This is a genomic window from Pseudomonas cedrina subsp. cedrina (assembly GCF_001983175.1).
In the GTDB taxonomy this organism is placed as follows: domain Bacteria; phylum Pseudomonadota; class Gammaproteobacteria; order Pseudomonadales; family Pseudomonadaceae; genus Aquipseudomonas; species Aquipseudomonas cedrina.
This window is the reverse complement of sequence record NZ_MNPW01000012.1, coordinates 13,713-31,606: the sequence shown is the minus strand read 5'-3', so window position 1 is coordinate 31,606 and position 17,894 is coordinate 13,713. Positions and strand designations below refer to the sequence as shown.

General features: G+C 59.2%; 18 protein-coding genes and 2 pseudogenes. 15 read left to right on the top strand and 5 right to left on the bottom strand.

Features of this window, described 5'->3' with window-relative positions; all coding sequences use genetic code 11:
- Window positions 1–135: 135 nt before the first annotated feature.
- Window positions 136–1,632 (top strand): methyl-accepting chemotaxis protein, encoded by a 1,497-nt coding sequence (locus BLL36_RS31495; protein ID WP_076953845.1) that lies wholly within the window; start codon window positions 136–138, stop codon window positions 1,630–1,632.
- A gap of 13 nt (window positions 1,633–1,645) precedes the next feature.
- Here BLL36_RS31495 and BLL36_RS22930 read toward each other — a convergent pair whose 3' ends face one another.
- The 3 genes and pseudogenes from BLL36_RS22930 to BLL36_RS31755 form a co-directional block, all read right to left on the bottom strand.
- Window positions 1,646–2,074 carry a DUF1810 domain-containing protein gene (locus BLL36_RS22930; protein WP_076953843.1) on the bottom strand — a complete coding sequence of 143 codons (429 nt, stop codon included), beginning with the start codon at window positions 2,072–2,074 and terminating at the stop codon, window positions 1,646–1,648.
- An 18-nt stretch (window positions 2,075–2,092) separates the two neighbouring features.
- A pseudogene (locus BLL36_RS31760) lies at window positions 2,093–2,527 on the bottom strand (methyl-accepting chemotaxis protein); the annotation flags it as partial.
- A gap of 102 nt (window positions 2,528–2,629) precedes the next feature.
- Window positions 2,630–3,310 (bottom strand): annotated as a pseudogene (locus tag BLL36_RS31755) (PAS domain-containing protein); the annotation flags it as partial.
- A 490-nt stretch (window positions 3,311–3,800) separates the two neighbouring features.
- Between BLL36_RS31755 and BLL36_RS22920 the strand changes: the two are divergent.
- From BLL36_RS22920 to BLL36_RS22905, 4 genes are all read left to right on the top strand, one after another.
- Window positions 3,801–4,733: an EamA family transporter gene (locus tag BLL36_RS22920; RefSeq protein WP_076953837.1), complete on the top strand. Its 933-nt coding sequence runs from the start codon at window positions 3,801–3,803 to the stop codon at window positions 4,731–4,733.
- Between the two features lie 150 nt (window positions 4,734–4,883).
- Window positions 4,884–6,221 (top strand): MFS transporter, encoded by a 1,338-nt coding sequence (locus BLL36_RS22915; protein ID WP_076953835.1) that lies wholly within the window; start codon window positions 4,884–4,886, stop codon window positions 6,219–6,221.
- A 571-nt stretch (window positions 6,222–6,792) separates the two neighbouring features.
- Complete coding sequence (locus BLL36_RS22910) at window positions 6,793–7,245, top strand: thiol-disulfide oxidoreductase DCC family protein (protein WP_076953833.1); 453 nt, start codon at window positions 6,793–6,795, stop codon at window positions 7,243–7,245.
- Window positions 7,242–7,646 carry a DoxX-like family protein gene (locus tag BLL36_RS22905; RefSeq protein WP_076953832.1) on the top strand — a complete coding sequence of 135 codons (405 nt, stop codon included), beginning with the start codon at window positions 7,242–7,244 and terminating at the stop codon, window positions 7,644–7,646. Before BLL36_RS22910 ends, BLL36_RS22905 begins: the two co-directional genes overlap by 4 nt.
- On the opposite strand, the gene BLL36_RS22900 is transcribed toward BLL36_RS22905, so the two are convergent.
- Window positions 7,558–8,718 carry a saccharopine dehydrogenase family protein gene (locus BLL36_RS22900; RefSeq protein WP_076953830.1) on the bottom strand — a complete coding sequence of 387 codons (1,161 nt, stop codon included), beginning with the start codon at window positions 8,716–8,718 and terminating at the stop codon, window positions 7,558–7,560. The two genes, BLL36_RS22905 and BLL36_RS22900, sit on opposite strands and share 89 nt — an antisense overlap.
- 153 nt (window positions 8,719–8,871) lie before the next feature.
- On the opposite strand from BLL36_RS22900, the gene BLL36_RS22895 reads away from it, so the two are divergent.
- The 5 genes from BLL36_RS22895 (at window position 8,872) to BLL36_RS30720 (ending at window position 11,546) form a co-directional block, all read left to right on the top strand.
- Window positions 8,872–9,228 carry a VOC family protein gene (locus tag BLL36_RS22895; RefSeq protein ID WP_076953828.1) on the top strand — a complete coding sequence of 119 codons (357 nt, stop codon included), beginning with the start codon at window positions 8,872–8,874 and terminating at the stop codon, window positions 9,226–9,228.
- A gap of 93 nt (window positions 9,229–9,321) precedes the next feature.
- A complete protein-coding gene (locus tag BLL36_RS22890; RefSeq protein ID WP_076953826.1) occupies window positions 9,322–9,852 on the top strand; it encodes an ATP-binding protein in 531 nt (176 codons plus the stop codon).
- Window positions 9,853–9,887: 35 nt separating this feature from the next.
- Window positions 9,888–10,631: a sulfite exporter TauE/SafE family protein gene (locus tag BLL36_RS22885; RefSeq protein WP_231998979.1), complete on the top strand. Its 744-nt coding sequence runs from the start codon at window positions 9,888–9,890 to the stop codon at window positions 10,629–10,631.
- A 202-nt stretch (window positions 10,632–10,833) separates the two neighbouring features.
- A complete protein-coding gene (locus tag BLL36_RS30725; protein WP_130925967.1) occupies window positions 10,834–11,268 on the top strand; it encodes a hypothetical protein in 435 nt (144 codons plus the stop codon).
- On the top strand, window positions 11,265–11,546 hold the full coding sequence (locus BLL36_RS30720) for a hypothetical protein (protein WP_130925966.1): 282 nt from the start codon (window positions 11,265–11,267) through the stop codon (window positions 11,544–11,546). The genes BLL36_RS30725 and BLL36_RS30720 overlap by 4 nt, the downstream gene beginning before the upstream one ends.
- A 140-nt stretch (window positions 11,547–11,686) precedes the next feature.
- Here BLL36_RS30720 and BLL36_RS30715 read toward each other — a convergent pair whose 3' ends face one another.
- Complete coding sequence (locus BLL36_RS30715) at window positions 11,687–12,565, bottom strand: hypothetical protein (RefSeq protein WP_130925965.1); 879 nt, start codon at window positions 12,563–12,565, stop codon at window positions 11,687–11,689.
- Between the two features lie 469 nt (window positions 12,566–13,034).
- On the opposite strand from BLL36_RS30715, the gene BLL36_RS22870 reads away from it, so the two are divergent.
- The 5 genes from BLL36_RS22870 (at window position 13,035) to BLL36_RS22855 (ending at window position 17,856) form a co-directional block, all read left to right on the top strand.
- Complete coding sequence (locus tag BLL36_RS22870; protein WP_076953819.1) at window positions 13,035–13,334, top strand: hypothetical protein; 300 nt, start codon at window positions 13,035–13,037, stop codon at window positions 13,332–13,334.
- Window positions 13,335–13,441: 107 nt separating this feature from the next.
- Window positions 13,442–14,062 (top strand): LysE family translocator, encoded by a 621-nt coding sequence (locus BLL36_RS22865; RefSeq protein WP_076953818.1) that lies wholly within the window; start codon window positions 13,442–13,444, stop codon window positions 14,060–14,062.
- A 19-nt stretch (window positions 14,063–14,081) separates the two neighbouring features.
- Window positions 14,082–14,231: a hypothetical protein gene (locus BLL36_RS31095; RefSeq protein WP_157697312.1), complete on the top strand. Its 150-nt coding sequence runs from the start codon at window positions 14,082–14,084 to the stop codon at window positions 14,229–14,231.
- A 1,085-nt stretch (window positions 14,232–15,316) separates the two neighbouring features.
- Window positions 15,317–16,693, top strand: coding sequence for a pyridoxal-phosphate dependent enzyme (locus BLL36_RS22860; protein ID WP_076953816.1), 1,377 nt, complete (start codon window positions 15,317–15,319; stop codon window positions 16,691–16,693).
- Window positions 16,690–17,856 (top strand): cystathionine gamma-synthase, encoded by a 1,167-nt coding sequence (locus tag BLL36_RS22855; protein ID WP_076953814.1) that lies wholly within the window; start codon window positions 16,690–16,692, stop codon window positions 17,854–17,856. The genes BLL36_RS22860 and BLL36_RS22855 overlap by 4 nt, the downstream gene beginning before the upstream one ends.
- Window positions 17,857–17,894 lie beyond the last annotated feature (38 nt).

Here is a 17,894-nt window from a genome sequence, read left to right as displayed (position 1 = left end):
GCCGCTCCTAAAGTCCCGCCTCCTGATGCCGATATACGGTTGGCATCCATGATTCCAATAAAAAAACCAAAAAACACCGATTCGCTCCACCCTGCCCTCGCTTTATTTCGGCCAGCCCCCATGGAGTAAGTGTGAATGCCCACCCCCACGCGTTTTTTCGAGCACTACCGCAAAGCCGACCGCATCATGCTGGCGTTGATCTGGCTGATGTTCCTGTTCTCCTTGGGGCTGGGGTTCTGGCATGACACGCTGATGCAAGCTGTCGTCGTCGGTGGCGGCACCAGCGTGGTGCTGACCGCGCTGTACCGCGCCATCGGTGGAACCCGTGTGATGCGTTGCGTCCTCGGTGCAGGCCTGATGGTCATGGCGGCGCTGCATATCAACCAGGCCCAAGGCGTGATCGAAGCGCACTTCGGAATCTTCGCGCTGCTGGCGGTGCTGACGTTTTATCGCGACTGGCTGCCGATCCTGGTCGCGGCGGCCACTATCGCCGTGCACCACGTGGTGTTCCATGCACTGCAACATCAAGGCTTCCCAGTGTTTGTGATGGAACACCATGGCGGCTGGGCCATGGTCGTCGTCCACGCGTTCTACGTGGTCATGGAAACCGTCGCCCTGCTCTACCTGGCCGTGCACAGCCAGGCCGAGGCGGTCGAGAGCCAGGAAATGCTTGAGAAAATGCTCGCGGTCACCTCCCAGGTCACCGCGCAAACCGCCCAAGGCGAAGGCAAGGCGCATGTGTCGCTGGCCAAGCGTTTCGATCACTTCCTGCAGCAGATCACCCACCTGATCGATGGCGTCGCCCGCGACTCCCAGGGCCTTGGCGAACTCGGCCAGGAGCTGGCCAGCGCCAGCGGCACCCTGGAAAAAGGCGCACGCCATCAACTGGCGGAAATCACCCAGATGACCGGCTCGATGCAGCGTATGGAAGATGCCATGGGCCATATCGCGGTGCACGTCGAGCAAGCGGTGGATCGCGCCGGCCAGGCCAGCCGGCAGGTCCTGCGCGGCCAGGAAAGCGTCGGCCGCGCCCAGCAGGAAATCACTCAACTGGCGTCACGCCTCAATGGCACCCACGCAACCGTGCAAGGCCTGGCCGCGCAAGCCGAACAGATCGGCAGCGTGCTTGAAGTGATCAACAGCATTGCCAACCAGACCAACCTGCTCGCCCTCAACGCCGCCATCGAAGCCGCCCGCGCCGGCGAGCAAGGCCGTGGTTTTGCCGTGGTCGCCGACGAAGTCCGCAGCCTGGCGCAACGCACGGCGGTGTCCACCCAGGAAATCAAGACCATCATTGAAGGCTTGCAGCAAGGCAGCCGTGAGGCCGTCGAAGCCATGCACGACAGCCGCCAGGGCGTGGAACGCTGCGTGGAAGATAGCCAGGTGGCGGTGGACATGCTGCGTGCGGTGGGCGATGACATCGCGCACATCGACGACCTGAATGGACGGATCGTGACCACTACGCGCGAGCAGACCTCGGCCAACCTGGAGATTGTCGGGCGGTTGCAGTCGGTGCAGAGCATCGCCCAAAGCACGGCCGATGACGTCGAAACCCTGGCGCGCAGCAGCGAACGCCTGCCGCCGATTGCAGTGCGGCTGGATGCGTTGGGCAAGCACTTTCATCAAGCTTGATGCGCCCTGTCGCTTATCCTGCCTCAAGCAGCAAGAGTGTCTTGCGATCCGGTTCACCGTCGAAAAACTGATCCAGTGCGGTTTGGTACACACTGGACTCGTTCTGGACACTCATGAACAACGTCAGGCAAGAGCGAAACTTCAGGTCATCCGGCGCGCCGAACAGCTGACTGGCACTTGTTCCGCGGTGTTGCAGAACCGCGTTGACGCAGCTTTCGAGCCTTGGGCCGAGCACCTCGTGTTCTAGATAGGCGCGTGCCTCGGCCACGCCGGATATAGCAAAACGCTGGGCCGTCTCGGAACGACCGAGCCCCTGCACTTGTGGAAAGATGAACCACATCCAGTGACTCGTCTTGCGCCCCGCGTGCAGTTCGTCCATGACGCGACTGAACACCGGGCGTTGGGCCTCGACAAAACGCGACAGATTGAACCTGTCTTGCATGGCTGGCTCTCCCTCTGGCTAAGCCACCTGGGTGGCAAACCTGCCCACTGCTTCGACGACCTTCTTTGCGCCGTCCTGAATTTCGACAATGACCTGGCCGGCCTGGGTGGCCAGTTCAAGGCCTTGCTCGGCCTGGGACTTGCTGTTGGCCATCTCGGCCACGGTCTCGTCCACCAGCTTCTGGTTCTGCAGGACCACCGATGCGATTTCTTCCGTCGCCGTGCTGGTGCGCCCGGCCAATTGTCGAACCTCATCGGCCACCACCGCGAAGCCTCGACCCTGCTCGCCCGCGCGGGCCGCTTCAATCGCGGCATTCAAGGCCAACAGGTTGGTTTGCTGGGCAATACTGCTGATCGTCTGGATGATCGAGCTGATCAGCAGTGACTGCTTGCCGAGCGCTTCGACCCCGCCGGAGGCCGCCTGCATATCCACCGCGATTTTACGCATGGTGTGCATCGTGTCGTTGACCACCACCGCGCCGCGTTGGGCGGTGACATCGGTCTGCTGGGATATTTCAAACGCCGTATGCGCTGCCCCGCTGACCTCTTGTTCGCGGGCCACCTGGTCGCTGACCACCGTCGCGAACTTGACCACCTTACACAGGTTGCCTTCGGTGTCGTAAACCGGGTTGTACGTCGCTTCCAGCCATACGGTCTGGCCGCGGCTGTCAACGCGTTCGAATCGGCCGGCGACAAATTCACCTCTGTTCAAGGTTGCCCAGAAATCCTTGTATTGCTGCGACGACGTTTCCTCTGGCTTGCAGAAGATCCGGTGGTGACTGCCTTTGGCTTGCTCCAGGCTGTAGCCCATCGCTCGCAGGAACTGGTCATTGGCCTTGAGGACATGCCCGGAAAGATCGAACTCGATCACCGCCGTCGAACGCAGCAGTGCGTCGATGAAGGAGGCATTTTCCGATGCTTTCTCCACGCGGGAGGTGATATTCGTCGCATAGCAGGTGACATGGCTCAACGTGCCGGTCGCATCCGTTATGGGTCGCCAATGGGCGTGCAGCCACACCAAGGAACCGTCGGCATGCAGGTACCTGTAGTCGTCACTGATCGACTTGCCTGCGGCAACCGCAGCGCGAAAGTTATGAAAGCACGGCAGCTTGGACACGTATTGCGGAACAATCTGGTCCAGGGCACGCCCCAGGAGTTGATCCTGCGTATAGCCCAAGGCGTTGGCAAAATTGTCGTTGCAGGCAATGATTCTGAACGCCGAATCGATACTCAGCATGAGCATCTCACGGTCCAGGCCATCGCGCAGTTGGCGCAGTTGCGACAGCTCGGCTGACTGGGACTGGAGCTGGTTCTTGATTTTGGTATTGAACATGGAACGCCGCCTCTTGGGTCATATCAAGTCTATCGGCATGCCATGCTGCATATTGAGGCCGTCCGATGGTCAAATAGCTCCTTTAACGTGCAAAGCATAGTCGAGCAAAAATATTACGGTAGCCGAAACTGGGGTCGTCGAATTGCCCCATGCTATGAAGGAGAAATGCCTTCGCCAAGTCGTACGATCTCTACAATATGGGCAGCTTTAATCTATCTACTCACCCCGTCGGAACGGCCTAGACGAACCGAATTAATTCAAAGTCTTATGCGTCTTCCAGAAAGTCCTCCCTTGCCCCTTCGCTTAAAACGCGCTACAAAACCCTCGCAACGTTGTACGACAACTAAAAATAATCTGCCATCCACGACGGTGGCGCCGACTGCTTGAGCCTGCCATGACACCCCCTGCCCCCGCTCCCTTCTCCCGTCAAGTCGCCGTGTTGATCCTGCTGTGCATGGGCTGCGCCTTTGCAGGCAACCATATCGCCGCGCGCGTCGCCTTCGACGATGGCGCCGGTGTGCTATTGGCCATACTGTTGCGCTCGGGCGGCACCTTGCTGGTGCTGGCCGTGCTGGTGCTGTGGCAACGCCAAAGCCTGCGCCTGCCGCCAGGTGCGTGGCGCTGGCAAGGACTGTTGGGCGTACTCATCGCCACCCAAAGCCTGTGCCTTTATTCCGCCGTGGCGCGTGTCCCGGTCGCGCTGGCGCTGCTGGTGGGTAACGTGTTCCCGATCTTGCTGGCATTGCTCACTTGGGCATGCGGCGGCCCGCGTCCTAGCGCTCGCACCGCCTTGCTGATGGGCCTGATCCTGGTGGGCCTGGTGTTCGTCCTGGACGTACCAGGTCGACTCTCAAGCAACACCGAACTCGGCCCGCAATGGCTGCTCGGCGTAAGCCTGGCCTTCTGCGCCGCCTGTGCATTTGCCTGTGCGCTGTGGATCACCGACCACAAGTTGTCCCAGGTACGCGGGTCGGTGCGCAGCCTGCTGACGATTTTCATCGTGTTCGGCAGCATCAACCTGGCAGGCTTGAGCGGCGCCCTGCCGGGCGGCCTGAACCCGCCGGCGACCAGCATCGGCTGGCTGGCACTGGCCACGTTGGTGGTGCTGTATGGGACCGGGTTTATCGTGCTGTTCATCTCGGTACCGCGCCTGGATATGCCGCGCAACGCACCGGTGATGAACATTGAGCCGCTGGCGACATTGCTGATGGGCTGGATCGTGCTCGATCAAATGCTCAGCGCCGGGCAGTTGGCCGGAGGTGTGATTGTCGTCACGGGAATTGTGCTGCTGACGTATCGCAAGTCCCCTCGGTCTGCGCCTCGGTAACCCTCATCCCCGCGCCAGGCCTGGCCCGATTCCTGCCTGCTCCAATGCCAGCAAGTCGCTGCTGACTATGCGGACGACTCTTTTGGGCCCCGTCGCCCGAGCGCGTGCCCGGATAATCGGTCATCCCCCCGCCACACCGAGGCCTTCCCCATGACGAGCCCATCCACCGAACAGGTCAGCCCCCAAACCCTGCGAAAAGTCATCATCGCCGCCGGCATCGGTAACTTCGTCGAGTGGTTTGACTTCGCCGTCTACGGTTTCCTCGCCACCACCATCGCTCAACAATTCTTCCCCAGCGGCGATGCCAGCGCGGCGCTGCTGAAAACCTTTGCGGTGTTTGCGGTGGCCTTTGCGTTCCGGCCGTTGGGCGGCATTTTCTTCGGCATGCTCGGCGACCGGATCGGCCGCAAACGCACCTTGGCCATGACGATCCTGTTGATGGCCGCCGCCACCACCTTGATCGGCCTGCTCCCCACTTACGCCGCCATCGGCGTCGCGGCGCCGATCCTGTTGTCGCTGATCCGCTGCGCCCAAGGCTTTTCGGCCGGGGGCGAATACGCCGGGGCCTGCGCCTACCTGATGGAGCACGCGCCCAGTGATAAACGCGCCTGGTACGGCAGCTTCGTGCCGGTGTCGACGTTTTCCGCCTTCGCCGCCGCAGCCGTGGTGGCGTACGCCCTTGAAGCGTCGTTGTCCGCCGAGGCGATGGGCAGCTGGGGCTGGCGCCTGCCGTTCCTGATCGCCGCACCGCTGGGGCTGGTGGGGCTTTACCTGCGCTGGAAGCTGGATGAAACGCCGGCCTTCGAGGCCGTGAAGCAGGAACACGCGGTAGCCCACTCCCCGCTCAAGGACACCTTGCGCAACCATGGTGCGGCGATCTGCTGCCTGGGCGCTTTTGTGTCGCTGACGGCGCTGTCGTTTTATATGTTCACCACCTACTTCGCGACGTACCTGCAAGTGGCGGGCGGGCTGAGCCGGGCGTTGGCCTTGCTGGTGTCGCTGATCGCATTGATCTTTGCCGCAGCAATTTGCCCACTGGCGGGGCTGTATTCGGACCGCGTGGGGCGTCGGGTCACGGTGATGACCGCGTGCGCACTGTTGATCGTCGTGGTGTACCCGTCATTCCTGATGGCCAGTTCCGGTTCGTTTGCGGCGTCGATTGTTGGCGTGATGTTGCTGGCGGTGGGAGCGGTGTTGTGCGGGGTGGTCACGGCGGCGTTGTTATCGGAAACGTTCCCGACCCGCACGCGCTACACCGCCTCGGCGATCACCTACAACATGGCCTACACAATCTTCGGCGGCACCGCGCCGCTGGTCGCGACCTGGCTGATCAGCACCACCGGCAGCAATCTGTCACCGGCGTTTTACCTGATGGCGGTGGCGTTACTGGCACTGGCAGGCGGGTTGGCGTTGCCGGAGACCTCGCGGATCTCCTTGCATGACGTGGGCACAGAGGAAAAAAGCGCAGCGGCGTTGGTTTCGCGGTAGGTTCATGAATCGGCTGCAACGCTGCTAGGAACACCGATCCCCTGTGGGAGCTGTCGAGCTTTAGCGAGGCTGCGAAAGCGGTGGGTCAGGCGCAGAAAATGCCAGCAATGCCGCCGCCTTCGCAGCCTCGCCGGGGCTCGACAGCTCCCACATTTGAGCTGCGGTGCTGCTGAAAAGGGCGCCAGTCGCCACACCGCGAATCCAACCCACACAGCCGATCTCTGTGGGAGCTCTCGAGCTTTAGCGAGGCAGCGATAGCGGTGGGTCAGTCGAACAAAATTCCAGCAATGCCGCCGTCTTCGCAGCCTCGCTGGGGCTCGACAGCTCCCACAGTTGAGCTGCGGTGCTGCTGAAAAAGGCGCCAGTCGCCACACCGCAAATCCAACCGACAAAAACCGACCCCCTGTGGGAGCTGTCGAGCTTTAGCGAGGCTGCGAAAGCGGTGGTTCAGGCGCAGAAAATGCCAGCAATACCGCCGCCTTCGAAGCCTCGCCGGGGCTCGACAGCTCCAACGAATCACTCAGAACCCAGGTATGATCCAGGCTAAATCGACCGCACTGGACCCACGCTCATGGCCACAACCCAAACCCGCCCTTCCCCCGCGCCTTTGCTTCAGCCCGGCGAGACCGTGGTGTTATTCGACGGCGTGTGCAAGCTGTGCAACGGTTGGGCAAGGTTCCTCATTCGCCATGACCACCAACGGCGAATAAAGCTGGCAGCCGTGCAATCCCCCGAGGGGCAAGCCTTGCTGGCCTGGGCGGGGTTGCCACTGGACCAGTTCGACACCCTGGCGGTCATCCGCGACCACCACTATTGGGTGCGCTCGGACGCGGTGTTCGAAATCATCGCGCAACTGCCCGCCGCTTGGCGTCCCTTACTGTTGTTGCGCGCCATCCCGCGCAGGCTTCGGGACTGGGCTTACGATCGCATCGCGCGCAACCGCTATCGGCTCTTCGGCCGATACGACACCTGCCTCTTGCCACACCCGGATCATGAGCAGCGCTTTTTGAAGGGACCGCTGTGAACGCCCTGGCGCGTATCAACTGGATCGCCAGAGGCGGCCTGGCGTTCGTGTTCGCTTACCACGGGCTGGTGCCGAAGCTGCTGTGGCTCAGCGCGGATGAGCGGTCGATGATGCAGGCGCATGGGATTGAGCAGGTGCAGTTGTTCGCGACGCTGGCGGGCGTTGCGGAGATTGCCCTGGCGTTATGGATCGTGCTTTCGCCGCGCAGCGCTTGGCCGATCGCGGTGGCGGCGATGGCATTGACGGGGCTGCTGGTGGATGTGGCGGTGGTCAGCCCAGCGATGCTCAGGGCGGCGTTCAACCCTGTGTCGCTCAATGTGGCCGGGCTGGCGTTGTGTGCAGTGGCGTGGCATGCGCGTCAGAGAAACGCGCCTCCAGGCTCAGGTTCGCCGGGTCGTTGATGGCTGTCAGGTACTCGTCGACGGTGACTTCGCCGACGCACGGCCGCGCGCCGGGTTCCGGCAAATAGCCTTGGGCGATTTTGATCGCCAGCGCGACAGCGGCGCAACTGGGGATTTGCGGGCCTTTATCATTCAAGGCGGTCAGTTGCACTGCCAACGACAAGGGAAGGCCATCGGCACCCAAGCCCTGAACATCGATGTACATCGCGCTCTTGCCGTCACCCCATCGTTCGAACCAGCTGCCCAGCCGATGCAGCCGTGCAGCCCAGGCCAGATGATTGCGCACGATCCCGACCCGCAGCGCGTGGGCCAACACGCAGTTGGCGACGCCACCCAGCTTGAGTCCCGCCCCCGCTTTGAAACTCAAGGTGTGGGCGCCATACCGGCCGGCGAATATATCCATGTCGGGCACGTCCACATTGGCCAGCACCCGCGTGCCGAGCTGAGGCAACTTGCGCAGCGTCAGATCTTGCCAGCCCATCACTTCATGCACCTGGCCATTGCGCAGTTGCTTGATCGGTTTACCCGCATAGGCGAGCACACCTTCGACCGTCGACAGGCCCGGCATCTTGGCCGAGGAAGAAATGCCGTGTTCGATTGAGTCGATGCGCGAGAAGCGATACCGGTACTGATCGAGGATCGCGGACGACAGCGTCGGCACTGAACTGCAACCACTGAGTATCGCCACGCCCGCCTGCTTGGCCTGCGTATCCAACGCGCCCACGCCATTGACGAAGGTGCGGCAGTCGGACAGGTCGCAGTAGTTCACGCCCGCCTCGATGCAGTGCTGGGCAACAGCATAGGGCTGCCCCTGAAAAGGGCCACCGGTATGAATCACCAACCCAATGTCGTTCGACCGCAGAACGCCAGCAAACCCGGCCCCCATGGCATCGCCACACCAGCCTTCGTAAACGGTATCGAACTGCGCGTTCAACTCATCGAGTTTGCGCTGCAGCTTATGGGGATCGCGTCCCGAAATCACCAGTTCGATGCCCGTCGCTTGCGCCAAATGCTGGCAAACGATGCTGCCGAAGTTGCCGTAGCCACCGATCACCATCACCCTGAGTGCCATTCCATGCTTCCCTGAACAATCGATTGTGCGCTGAGTCTGAGGCAGGCCGGCGGCGTAAGGCAATGCACTACGCTGCCGCCTTAGCTCCCGCATTCATCAAGAAATAAACTTACGTTACACTCGCCGCTCTACACATCAGCCAGGAAGGCAAGCATGAGCGTCCGCGGTAAAGACCGGCAAATCGACAACATCGAGTTCAACGTCAGCGATATTGCCCGCAGCAAAGCGTTCTACGGACAGGCGTTCGGCTGGACATTCGTTGACTACGGCCCCAGCTATAGCGAATTCAGCGATGGCCGCCTCACCGGTGGCTTCACGACCGGGGAGCCCATTCGCCCCGGTGGCCCTCTGGTCATTTTGTACGCCGATGACCTCGACGCCACGCAGCAGCGGCTCAAAGGCCTGGGCGCTGTCATCACCCGCGAGACATTTTCGTTCCCCGGAGGCAGCAGGTTTCACTTCACCGATCCCGATGGTTATGAACTGGCGGTCTGGACCGTGCAGCAGTAGCCCCGCAAAGGCTTGAGCGATATCGCCAGCAGGTTGAGCGGTGATCCACCCGTTCAACCCTTCATACCGCAGCCAATGACGACGGGAGGGAAAATGCGGATCTACATCACCGGCGCCTCATGTGCGGGCGTGACCACCTTGGGCCGAAACCTCGCAACGCGGCTTGATATCAGGCAGGTGGATGTCGATGACTTCTACTGGATGCCCACGGACCCACCGTTCACAACCAAGCGGCCTCCCAATGAGCGCGTGTCGTTGATGCGGCAGGCATGCGGTAATGATGATTGGGTGCTGACCGGCTCTTGCATGAACTGGGGAGATGCACTGATCGCCGATGCCGAGCTGATTGTCTTCGTTGTGACACCTACCGCCGTTCGCCTTGAACGCCTGGACGCACGTGAAAAGGGGCATTTTGGAAAGCGGATCGCACCGGGTGGTGATATGCATCAGATCCATCTGGCCTTCCGAGAGTGGGCTTCGCAGTATGACGATCCAGACTTTGCTGGACGCAACCGAGCCTGGCACGAAGCGTGGCTGTCACGGCAGACGGTCCCGGTCTTGCGGGTTGATGGGATGAGGAGTGTCGACCAGATGGCTGCGGAGGTCGTTTGTGCGGTTACTTAAGCGAATAAAGCACTTGTATCTTATGCGAGCACCTGATGAGTCATGAGTGGTTGACTGGCGCGGGGTTGATTTTCCTCGGGATAATCACGGGATTCGTCGGGACCAACACAGGCGGGAGTGTGTTTTTAACCGTCCCGGTGATGATCTGGCTGGGGATTGCACCTCAGTCGTCGATCGCCACAGCGCGCCTGGCCTCGGTAGGCACCATGCTTGCCGGACTGCGGCACTTCCATCAGCAGGGCAAGGTCGATTATGCACTGGCCGTTCCGGCTGCGGCACTGGGCCTGGCTGGGGCACTGGGAGGCGTGAGCCTTCTTCTGCAGATGGACCCCGCGCTGCTGCATAAGATAATTGGCGGGCTGACATTGCTGCTGGTGGCACTCTCCCTTATAAAAAAAACGCGCAGCGACGAAACACCGCCCTCAGCAATCAGGCTTCTGTTTGGCTATATCCTCTTCATTCCAGTCGGCATGATCGGCGGGTTATTCGGAGGGCAAGCCAAACTCTCGACGTATTTATTCATTATCTTTTTCAGGAAAACCATCAGCGAATCGGTGGGTACTCGCAAAGTCGGTGGACTCGTCCTCTCCGTGGGCTCGCTGATCATTTTCGGCATCGGCGGCATCATTGACTGGCAGTATGGCGGTTGCCTGGTGATTGGCACGCTATTGGGTGCAAATGCCGGCGCGAAGTTTGCGTTGAAGAAGGGCGACCAGTGGATGGAGTCGGTTTTTAATGGGGTCGTGATCGTGCTGGCGTTGAGGATGTTGTTCTGGTGAACAGAAATCACCCGTAGCTAGACAAAGTAGTGGCATATCAGTAGCATGAATCAACCAGCTAGAGCCATAGCCACCGTTTTTTCCGAGCTGCTTGAGCTGTCATCCATAGTTCAAATCTCTACCGACGGTATATCGTGATACTCGACACAAGCTTACTGGCCAACAATCTGGCCTAACAGCAAACTAGGGAAGGAAAATTTATTTGAACTTGCCGTTTAGTTTTGACAAAGCCATAGAAGGATTAACAAAAGTCACTTTGCGAGGCGGAGTTGTTGGCAAAATCACTTTTGCCGTTGTGTTCACCTCGCTTTCTTTCGCGTTAATAGCTTGGTCTGTAAAAAATATCTGGATTTCAGCTGCTGCATTAGCTGCAGTTTTTCTTTTAGCATTTTCCTTGCTGTGGAGATTAATTAATTTTGCGGATCGCAACCCGCAAGCAGCATTATTAGAAGGAGCAGAATTCATAGTTCACGAACAAATTATACACGCAAGCAAATCGCATCACACCCTAACAGCGGAAGAAAAAAAACCAATACAACCAGAACCAATTGAGGGTTCGTCTGCAAACCTGGAAATTGCTTTATTGCCCGACCAAGAAAGCACTACTCAACAAAAAATCAAGGAAGATAAGAAATGACTTCCTTCTATCATATTTATTTGCGAGCAAAAAAGGGCGTCACAGCAGCCCAAATTGAAGAAAAAATAAATTTATCATTAGATTGGTATAAATACGCCCCCTGTTGCTGGGTAGTAAAAAGCACATCTGAAGTTGAAAAATGGCAAACACGACTAAGGCCATTGGTTGACCCAGACGGGGTCTTATTGATTCTTAAAATTGACACTTCCGAAAGACAGGGCTGGATAGCCAAAGGTTTTTGGGACTGGTACAAAAAATCACAAAATGGTGAGTCTTAATACAAAAAATACAACTAACAAAAAACTAACGCCCAAATACACACATACTTATTTTCGTTTGCAAGCATCGAAAAATATTTCGATGCTTCCGCTCATGCATCTATTAATTTAGAAAGGCCAGAGTCAGCCTTTTCCCTACTTTACTCTCCAAACATTCTAATTAAAAAACGATTAAACGACTTCACCAAGTCCTCTAGGCAGACGGTTATTAGCCTAATATCTGTTAGTTTACCTTTGGGCACATGTAGAGTATTGACTGTAGGCCGATGCATGCCATACAGACTATAGGTTTCTGCTACTGGAAAATGGTGAACAAATGAATTGCGCAGATCTGTCAACACCTTGAAAAAAAGCGAATCATCTTCTCTCATTAATATGAGATGAGTTTTTGTTAGGCTTGCGGGAAGCTTATCAATATCTTGAAGCTCGCAAACTCGTATTACATGATCTAGCAGAAACTGAGATGATTGCCCTTCAAGCCTTACCCATTCATTCATAAATATTTCATCTACAACTCGCTTCATATTAAGGATCAATTCTTCGGTCGAAAATTTTTCATAGAAATGATCTTCCATACTCATTAAAAATCCTTGCCTGTTCAAACTATCAAGACGCAGCACCTCTTGAAGGCGACTTTCCATGTATTTCAATCTGGCCGATAAAGCCATTGAGTGCTTAGGCGGATATAAAATTCTGGGTACACCAGGGAAGCGGCACAGCGAAGCAGCAGGATACTGACGAAAGCTAATTTGACCATCAATAGGATTTTCTAGATCTACCTCGTAGGGGATTATTTCCGGAATCCAGAATTTATTGGGGCGCATTACCCAAATTTTTTCGACAGGCAGGAATACGGCGATTTGATCACCGTCGGTAGCAAAAGATGGCGGCGGGTCAAAGGTCGAAAAACCATCGGAAAGTTGAATTTTTCCAGTAATAGGGCAGCGCCCAGCTCGACCCACACCTAAAAAAAAGAAGTCGCATCTATCGTATTGATATACCAGCGGAAGCTCATTCATTGGTAAACCCCTATTACTCATTTTTTAAAAATAATATTTATCCTGAATCACTTTAGCCTGAACAGTCAAAAAACATTCTTTTTAAACACAAAAACGAAAAGCTCCAGACCCTACTTCATGAATCCGAAGTAACTCTGAGGGAGGGAGTTTGAGGGCCGGATATCCGCCATCTCCATATCGTTTACAACCTTCCGGTTGCCCCCCCCCAAAACCCAATGCCGCTTATAGTCCGCCCCGTCGCCCATATGGCGATCAGGTTTGGCGACCTGTCTATCGGATGCAAAAGCACTGCGCTTTTTGTGGATGCTGTTGCACGCCTGCAAAGCTGCCTTGATGGTGGCTGTGCGCGGGAGACCTTCGGGTCTGCCGGGTTCTCCGATACCGGTTCGCCAACCTGCGTACAGCTGCCACCCCATCGTTTGGCGACGACTGAGTGGCGGTTAACCACTGCACTTATCGGAGTTTCAAAATGGAAAGATACATCCCCCTCACTGGAATCGATCTGGTTCCCGCATCTCTACTGATTGATTCAGAAGCCCCACTGGATGTACTGCAAGCGATGGCGGATTACCGCATACGCACCGTGACTCAGGTATTGGAAAACATTGCCCTTCGAAGCGAATTGGAAGCTGACACCGTCGTGCTTTCCGACTTCGCGCAATTGTTGGCAATCCCATTGCGTGACGGCTGTGACGTGATGGACATTATCGGTCAACGTTTACGTGCCGAGGTTGCAACCACCGAAGAAGCGCCTACAAGCCAGAGCTAAGTTGATACGTGCGCGTTGGTGTCGTCGAAGTCCCAACGCGCACGTTGTCCAACCGCCTCCACTGCCCTTATCCTCGCATCTCCCGCCCACGCGAACCCGGAGCCGCCATGGACCTCGCCACCCTCGCCCTCTTCCTCCCCGCCTGCTTCGCCCTGAACATGGCGCCCGGCCCGAACAACCTGTTGTCGGTCAGCAACGCCACCCGCTACGGCTACCGCACCTCATGCCTGGCCGGTATTGGCCGGCTGCTGGCCTTCGCCGGCATGATCGCCCTAGCCTCGGCCGGCTTGGCGGTGGTGTTGCAAACCTCGGAGCTGTTGTTCTACGGGATCAAGATTTTGGGCGCGGCGTATTTGTTTTATTTAGCGTACCAACTGTGGCGGGCTAATCCGGATGTGGAGGCGCAATCGGCGACGGCCAGGGTGGGCGTTTGGGCGTTGGCGCGTCAGGAGTTTCTGGTGGCGGCGGGCAACCCGAAGGCGATCCTGATCTTCACCGCCTTTTTGCCGCAATTCGTGGTGCCCGGCGAGCCGATCACTGCGCAATTCGCGTTGTTGGGCGCGTTGTTCCTGCTGTTGGAATGGGTCGCCATCAGCGCGTACGCCTATATGGGCCTGCACATGCGTCGCTGGTTTGCCGAGCCGCGTGGCAAGCGCCTGTTCAATCGCTGCTGCGCGGGCTTGTTGTCGGCGGCGGCGACGGTGTTGTTGATGGCGCGTAGGGCTTGAGCGATGACCAGGGACGAACTTGCCGACTTCTATCAACTGCCCGTCTAGAGGCCACTGGAATGCAATGATCGGCAACGGCGGCTGCAAAGACGGTGTGTCTGGCGACGAATACGTTGGCAGTACCGCCGCCTTCGCAGCCTCGCTGGGGCTCGACAGCTCCCACAGTTGAGCTGCGGTGCTGCTGAAAAAGGAGCCAGTCGCCACACCGCAAATCCAACCCACAAAAGCCGGCCCCTGTGGGAGCTGTCGAGCTTTAGCGAGGCTGCGATAGCGGTGGGTCAGGCGAAGAAAATGCCAGCAGTACCGCCGCCTTCGCAGCCTCGCTGGGGCTCGACAGCTCCCACAGTTGAGCTGCGGTGCTGCTGAAAAAGGAGCCAGTCGCCACACCGCAAATCCAACCCACAAAAGCCGGCCCCTGTGGGAGCTCTCGAGCTTTAGCGAGGCTGCGATAGCGGTGGGTCAGGCGAAGAAAATGCCAGCAGTACCGCCGCCTTCGCAGCCTCGCTGGGGCTCGACAGCTCCCACAGTTGAGCTGCGGTGCTGCTGAAAAAGGAGCCAGTCGCCACACCGCAAATCCAACCCACAAAAGCCGGCCCCTGTGGGAGCTGTCGAGCTTTAGCGAGGCTGCGATAGCGGTGGGTCAGGCGAAGAAAATGCCAGCAGTACCGCCGCCTTCGCAGCCTCGCTGGGGCTCGACAGCTCCCACAGTTGAGCTGCGGTGCTGCTGAAAAAGGAGCCAGTCGCCACACCGCAAATCCAACCCACAAAAGCCGGCCCCTGTGGGAGCTCTCGAGCTTTAGCGAGGCAGCGATAGCGGTGGGTCAGTCGAAGAAAATGCCAGCAGTACCGCCGCCTTCGCAGCCTCGCTGGGGCTCGACAGCTCCCACAGTTGAGCTGCGGTGCTGCTGAAAAGGGCGCCAGTCGCTACACCGCAAATCCAACCGACAAAAGCCGATCCCCTGTGGGAGCTGTCGAGCTTTAGCGAGGCTGCGAAAGCGGTGGGTCAGGCGACGAATATGCCAGCATTGCCGCCGCCTTCGCAGCCTCGCTGGGGCTCGACAGCTCCCACAGGGGATCGACTTACACCTGACAGGGCTCGATCGACTAGCAGGCCGCCACGGGCAAACCTGGCCGGCAATGCGCCAAAAAAAGACAGCCTGCGGACTGTCCGGTTGCGACCTGCCCGATCCCGGCCTATCGTCGATCCCATGCTTTGCCTTTTGCTGTCCATCCCATCCGTATTCAGGTGACGACATGCCCAGCCTTCCCCGCCCCGCCGTCCTCGAACTGATCGGCAACACACCGCTGGTTCGGGTCAGCCGGTTCGATACCGGCCCCTGCACGCTGTTTCTCAAGCTTGAATCGCAAAACCCCGGTGGTTCCATCAAGGACCGCATCGGCCTGGCCATGATCGACGCGGCCGAACGTGACGGCCGCCTGCGCCCCGGGGGCACCATTATCGAAGCCACCGCCGGCAACACCGGCCTGGGCCTGGCGCTGGTCGGCCGGGCCAAGGGCTACCGCGTCGTCCTGGTGGTGCCCGATAAAATGTCCACCGAAAAGGTGTTGCACCTCAAGGCCATGGGCGCCGAGGTGCATATCACCCGCTCGGACGTGGGCAAGGGCCACCCCGAGTATTACCAGGATGTCGCCGCGCGCCTGGCCAAGGATATTCCCGACTCTTTCTTTGCCGACCAGTTCAACAACCCGGCCAACCCGCTGGCCCATGAGACCGGCACCGCGCCGGAAATCTGGGCGCAAACCCAGCATGACCTGGACGCGATTGTGGTGGGTGTCGGCTCGGCCGGCACGCTCACGGGCCTGAGCCGTTTTTTCAAACGCGTGCAGCCCGAGCTGGCCATGGTGCTCGCCGATCCCGTCGGCTCGGTGATGGCGGAGTACAGCCGCAGCGGCCGCTTGGAAACGCCCGGTTCATGGGCGGTGGAAGGCATCGGCGAGGACTTCATCCCGTCGATTGCCGACTTGTCCAGCGTGCGTCACGCCTATTCCATCAGCGATGAGGAAAGCTTCGATCACGCCCGCCAGTTGCTCAAGGCCGAGGGCATTCTGGGCGGTTCATCCACCGGTACCCTGCTGGCCGCGGCCCTGCGCTATTGCCGCGAACAGACCGCGCCCAAGCGCGTGGTCACCTTTGTCTGCGACACCGGAACGCGCTACCTGTCGAAGGTGTACAACGACCAATGGATGAACGACGCGGGCCTGCTGCAATACAAGCACTACGGCGACCTGCGTGACCTGATCGCGCGGCGCTTCGAAGACGGCCGCGTGATCAGCGTCAGCCCTGACGACACCTTGCTCACCGCGTTCCAGCGCATGCGCCTGGCGGACGTTTCACAGCTGCCGGTGCTGGTGGACGGCCGTGAACTGGTCGGTGTGATCGATGAATCCGACATCCTGCTGGGCCTGCATCAAGACGCCGCGCATTTCAAAATGATCGTCGCCAGCGCCATGACCAACTCCCTGCGAACCCTGCCCCCCAGCGCCAGCCTTGGCGAGTTGCAGGCAGAGCTGGATCGCGGCCTGGTCGCCATTATTGCCGACGCCACGGGCTTCCACGGCCTGATCACCCGCGTCGACCTGCTCAACCATCTACGGAGGTCCCTTGCATGAGCCAGACCGATAAAAGCGCATTTGCCACCCGTGTGATCCACGCCGGGCAATCTCCCGACCCGACCACGGGCGCGCTGATGCCGCCGATCTACGCCAACTCCACCTACCTGCAAGACAGCCCCGGTGTACACAAGGGGTTCGACTACGGCCGTTCCCACAACCCCACGCGTTTTGCCCTGGAGCGCTGCGTGGCGGACCTGGAAGGCGGCAGCCAGGCGTTCGCGTTTGCCTCCGGGCTGGCGGCGATTTCGACGGTGCTGGAATTGCTCGACGCCGGCGCCCACGTGGTGTCCGGCAATGACCTGTATGGTGGCACCTTCCGCCTGTTCGACAAGGTGCGCCAACGCAGCGCCGGGCACCGCTTCAGCTATGTCGACCTGAGTGATCTGTCGGCGTTTGAGGCCAGCTTGCAGGACGACACCCGCATGGTCTGGGTCGAGACCCCAAGCAACCCGCTGCTGAGCCTCACCGACCTCAGCGCCATCGCGCGCATCTGTCGTGATCGCGGCATCCTCTGCGTGGCCGACAACACTTTCGCCAGCCCCTGGGTCCAGCGCCCGCTGGAGCTGGGGTTTGATGTGGTGGTGCACTCGACCACCAAATACCTCAATGGCCACTCCGACGTGATCGGCGGCATCGCCATCGTCGGCGACAACCCCGCGCTGGCGGAACGCCTGGGTTTCCTGCAGAACTCGGTCGGCGCCATCGCGGGCCCCTTCGACGCCTTCCTGACCCTGCGCGGCGTGAAAACCCTGGCGCTGCGCATGGAACGCCATTGCAGCAACGCCCTGCAACTGGCCACCTGGCTGGAACAGCAACCGCAAGTGGCGCGGGTTTACTACCCAGGGTTGGCAACGCACCCGCAGCACGAGCTGGCCCGCAGGCAGATGCACGGGTTTGGCGGGATGATTTCCATCGACCTGAACAGCGACCTGGCCGGCGCGAGGCGCTTCCTGGAAAACGTCAAGGTATTCGCCCTGGCCGAAAGCCTCGGCGGCGTGGAAAGCCTGATCGAACACCCGGCGATCATGACCCACGCGAGCATCCCGGCGGCCACGCGTGCGCAACTTGGGATTGGTGATGGTTTGGTGCGGCTGTCGGTGGGGGTTGAGGATCTGGAAGATCTGCGTGCCGACCTGGCCCAGGCCTTGGCACACATCTGACAGGTAGAACCCGATCACCTGTGGGAGCTGGCTTGCCT

What these genes read in the sequence shown, in the direction of transcription:
- BLL36_RS22865 (WP_076953818.1), top strand. Translation starts at nt 13,442, where the DNA reads ATGGACCTCGCCACCCTCGCCCTCTTCCTCCCCGCCTGCTTCGCCCTG.
- BLL36_RS30715 (WP_130925965.1), bottom strand. Translation starts at nt 12,565, where the DNA reads ATGAATGAGCTTCCGCTGGTATATCAATACGATAGATGCGACTTCTTT.
- BLL36_RS22910 (WP_076953833.1), top strand. Translation starts at nt 6,793, where the DNA reads ATGGCCACAACCCAAACCCGCCCTTCCCCCGCGCCTTTGCTTCAGCCC.
- BLL36_RS30720 (WP_130925966.1), top strand. Translation starts at nt 11,265, where the DNA reads ATGACTTCCTTCTATCATATTTATTTGCGAGCAAAAAAGGGCGTCACA.
- BLL36_RS22855 (WP_076953814.1), top strand. Translation starts at nt 16,690, where the DNA reads ATGAGCCAGACCGATAAAAGCGCATTTGCCACCCGTGTGATCCACGCC.
- BLL36_RS22915 (WP_076953835.1), top strand. Translation starts at nt 4,884, where the DNA reads ATGACGAGCCCATCCACCGAACAGGTCAGCCCCCAAACCCTGCGAAAA.
- BLL36_RS31495 (WP_076953845.1), top strand. Translation starts at nt 136, where the DNA reads ATGCCCACCCCCACGCGTTTTTTCGAGCACTACCGCAAAGCCGACCGC.
- BLL36_RS22890 (WP_076953826.1), top strand. Translation starts at nt 9,322, where the DNA reads ATGCGGATCTACATCACCGGCGCCTCATGTGCGGGCGTGACCACCTTG.
- BLL36_RS22885 (WP_231998979.1), top strand. Translation starts at nt 9,888, where the DNA reads ATGAGTCATGAGTGGTTGACTGGCGCGGGGTTGATTTTCCTCGGGATA.
- BLL36_RS22895 (WP_076953828.1), top strand. Translation starts at nt 8,872, where the DNA reads ATGAGCGTCCGCGGTAAAGACCGGCAAATCGACAACATCGAGTTCAAC.
- BLL36_RS22930 (WP_076953843.1), bottom strand. Translation starts at nt 2,074, where the DNA reads ATGCAAGACAGGTTCAATCTGTCGCGTTTTGTCGAGGCCCAACGCCCG.
- BLL36_RS22870 (WP_076953819.1), top strand. Translation starts at nt 13,035, where the DNA reads ATGGAAAGATACATCCCCCTCACTGGAATCGATCTGGTTCCCGCATCT.
- BLL36_RS22860 (WP_076953816.1), top strand. Translation starts at nt 15,317, where the DNA reads ATGCCCAGCCTTCCCCGCCCCGCCGTCCTCGAACTGATCGGCAACACA.
- BLL36_RS22900 (WP_076953830.1), bottom strand. Translation starts at nt 8,718, where the DNA reads ATGGCACTCAGGGTGATGGTGATCGGTGGCTACGGCAACTTCGGCAGC.
- BLL36_RS22920 (WP_076953837.1), top strand. Translation starts at nt 3,801, where the DNA reads ATGACACCCCCTGCCCCCGCTCCCTTCTCCCGTCAAGTCGCCGTGTTG.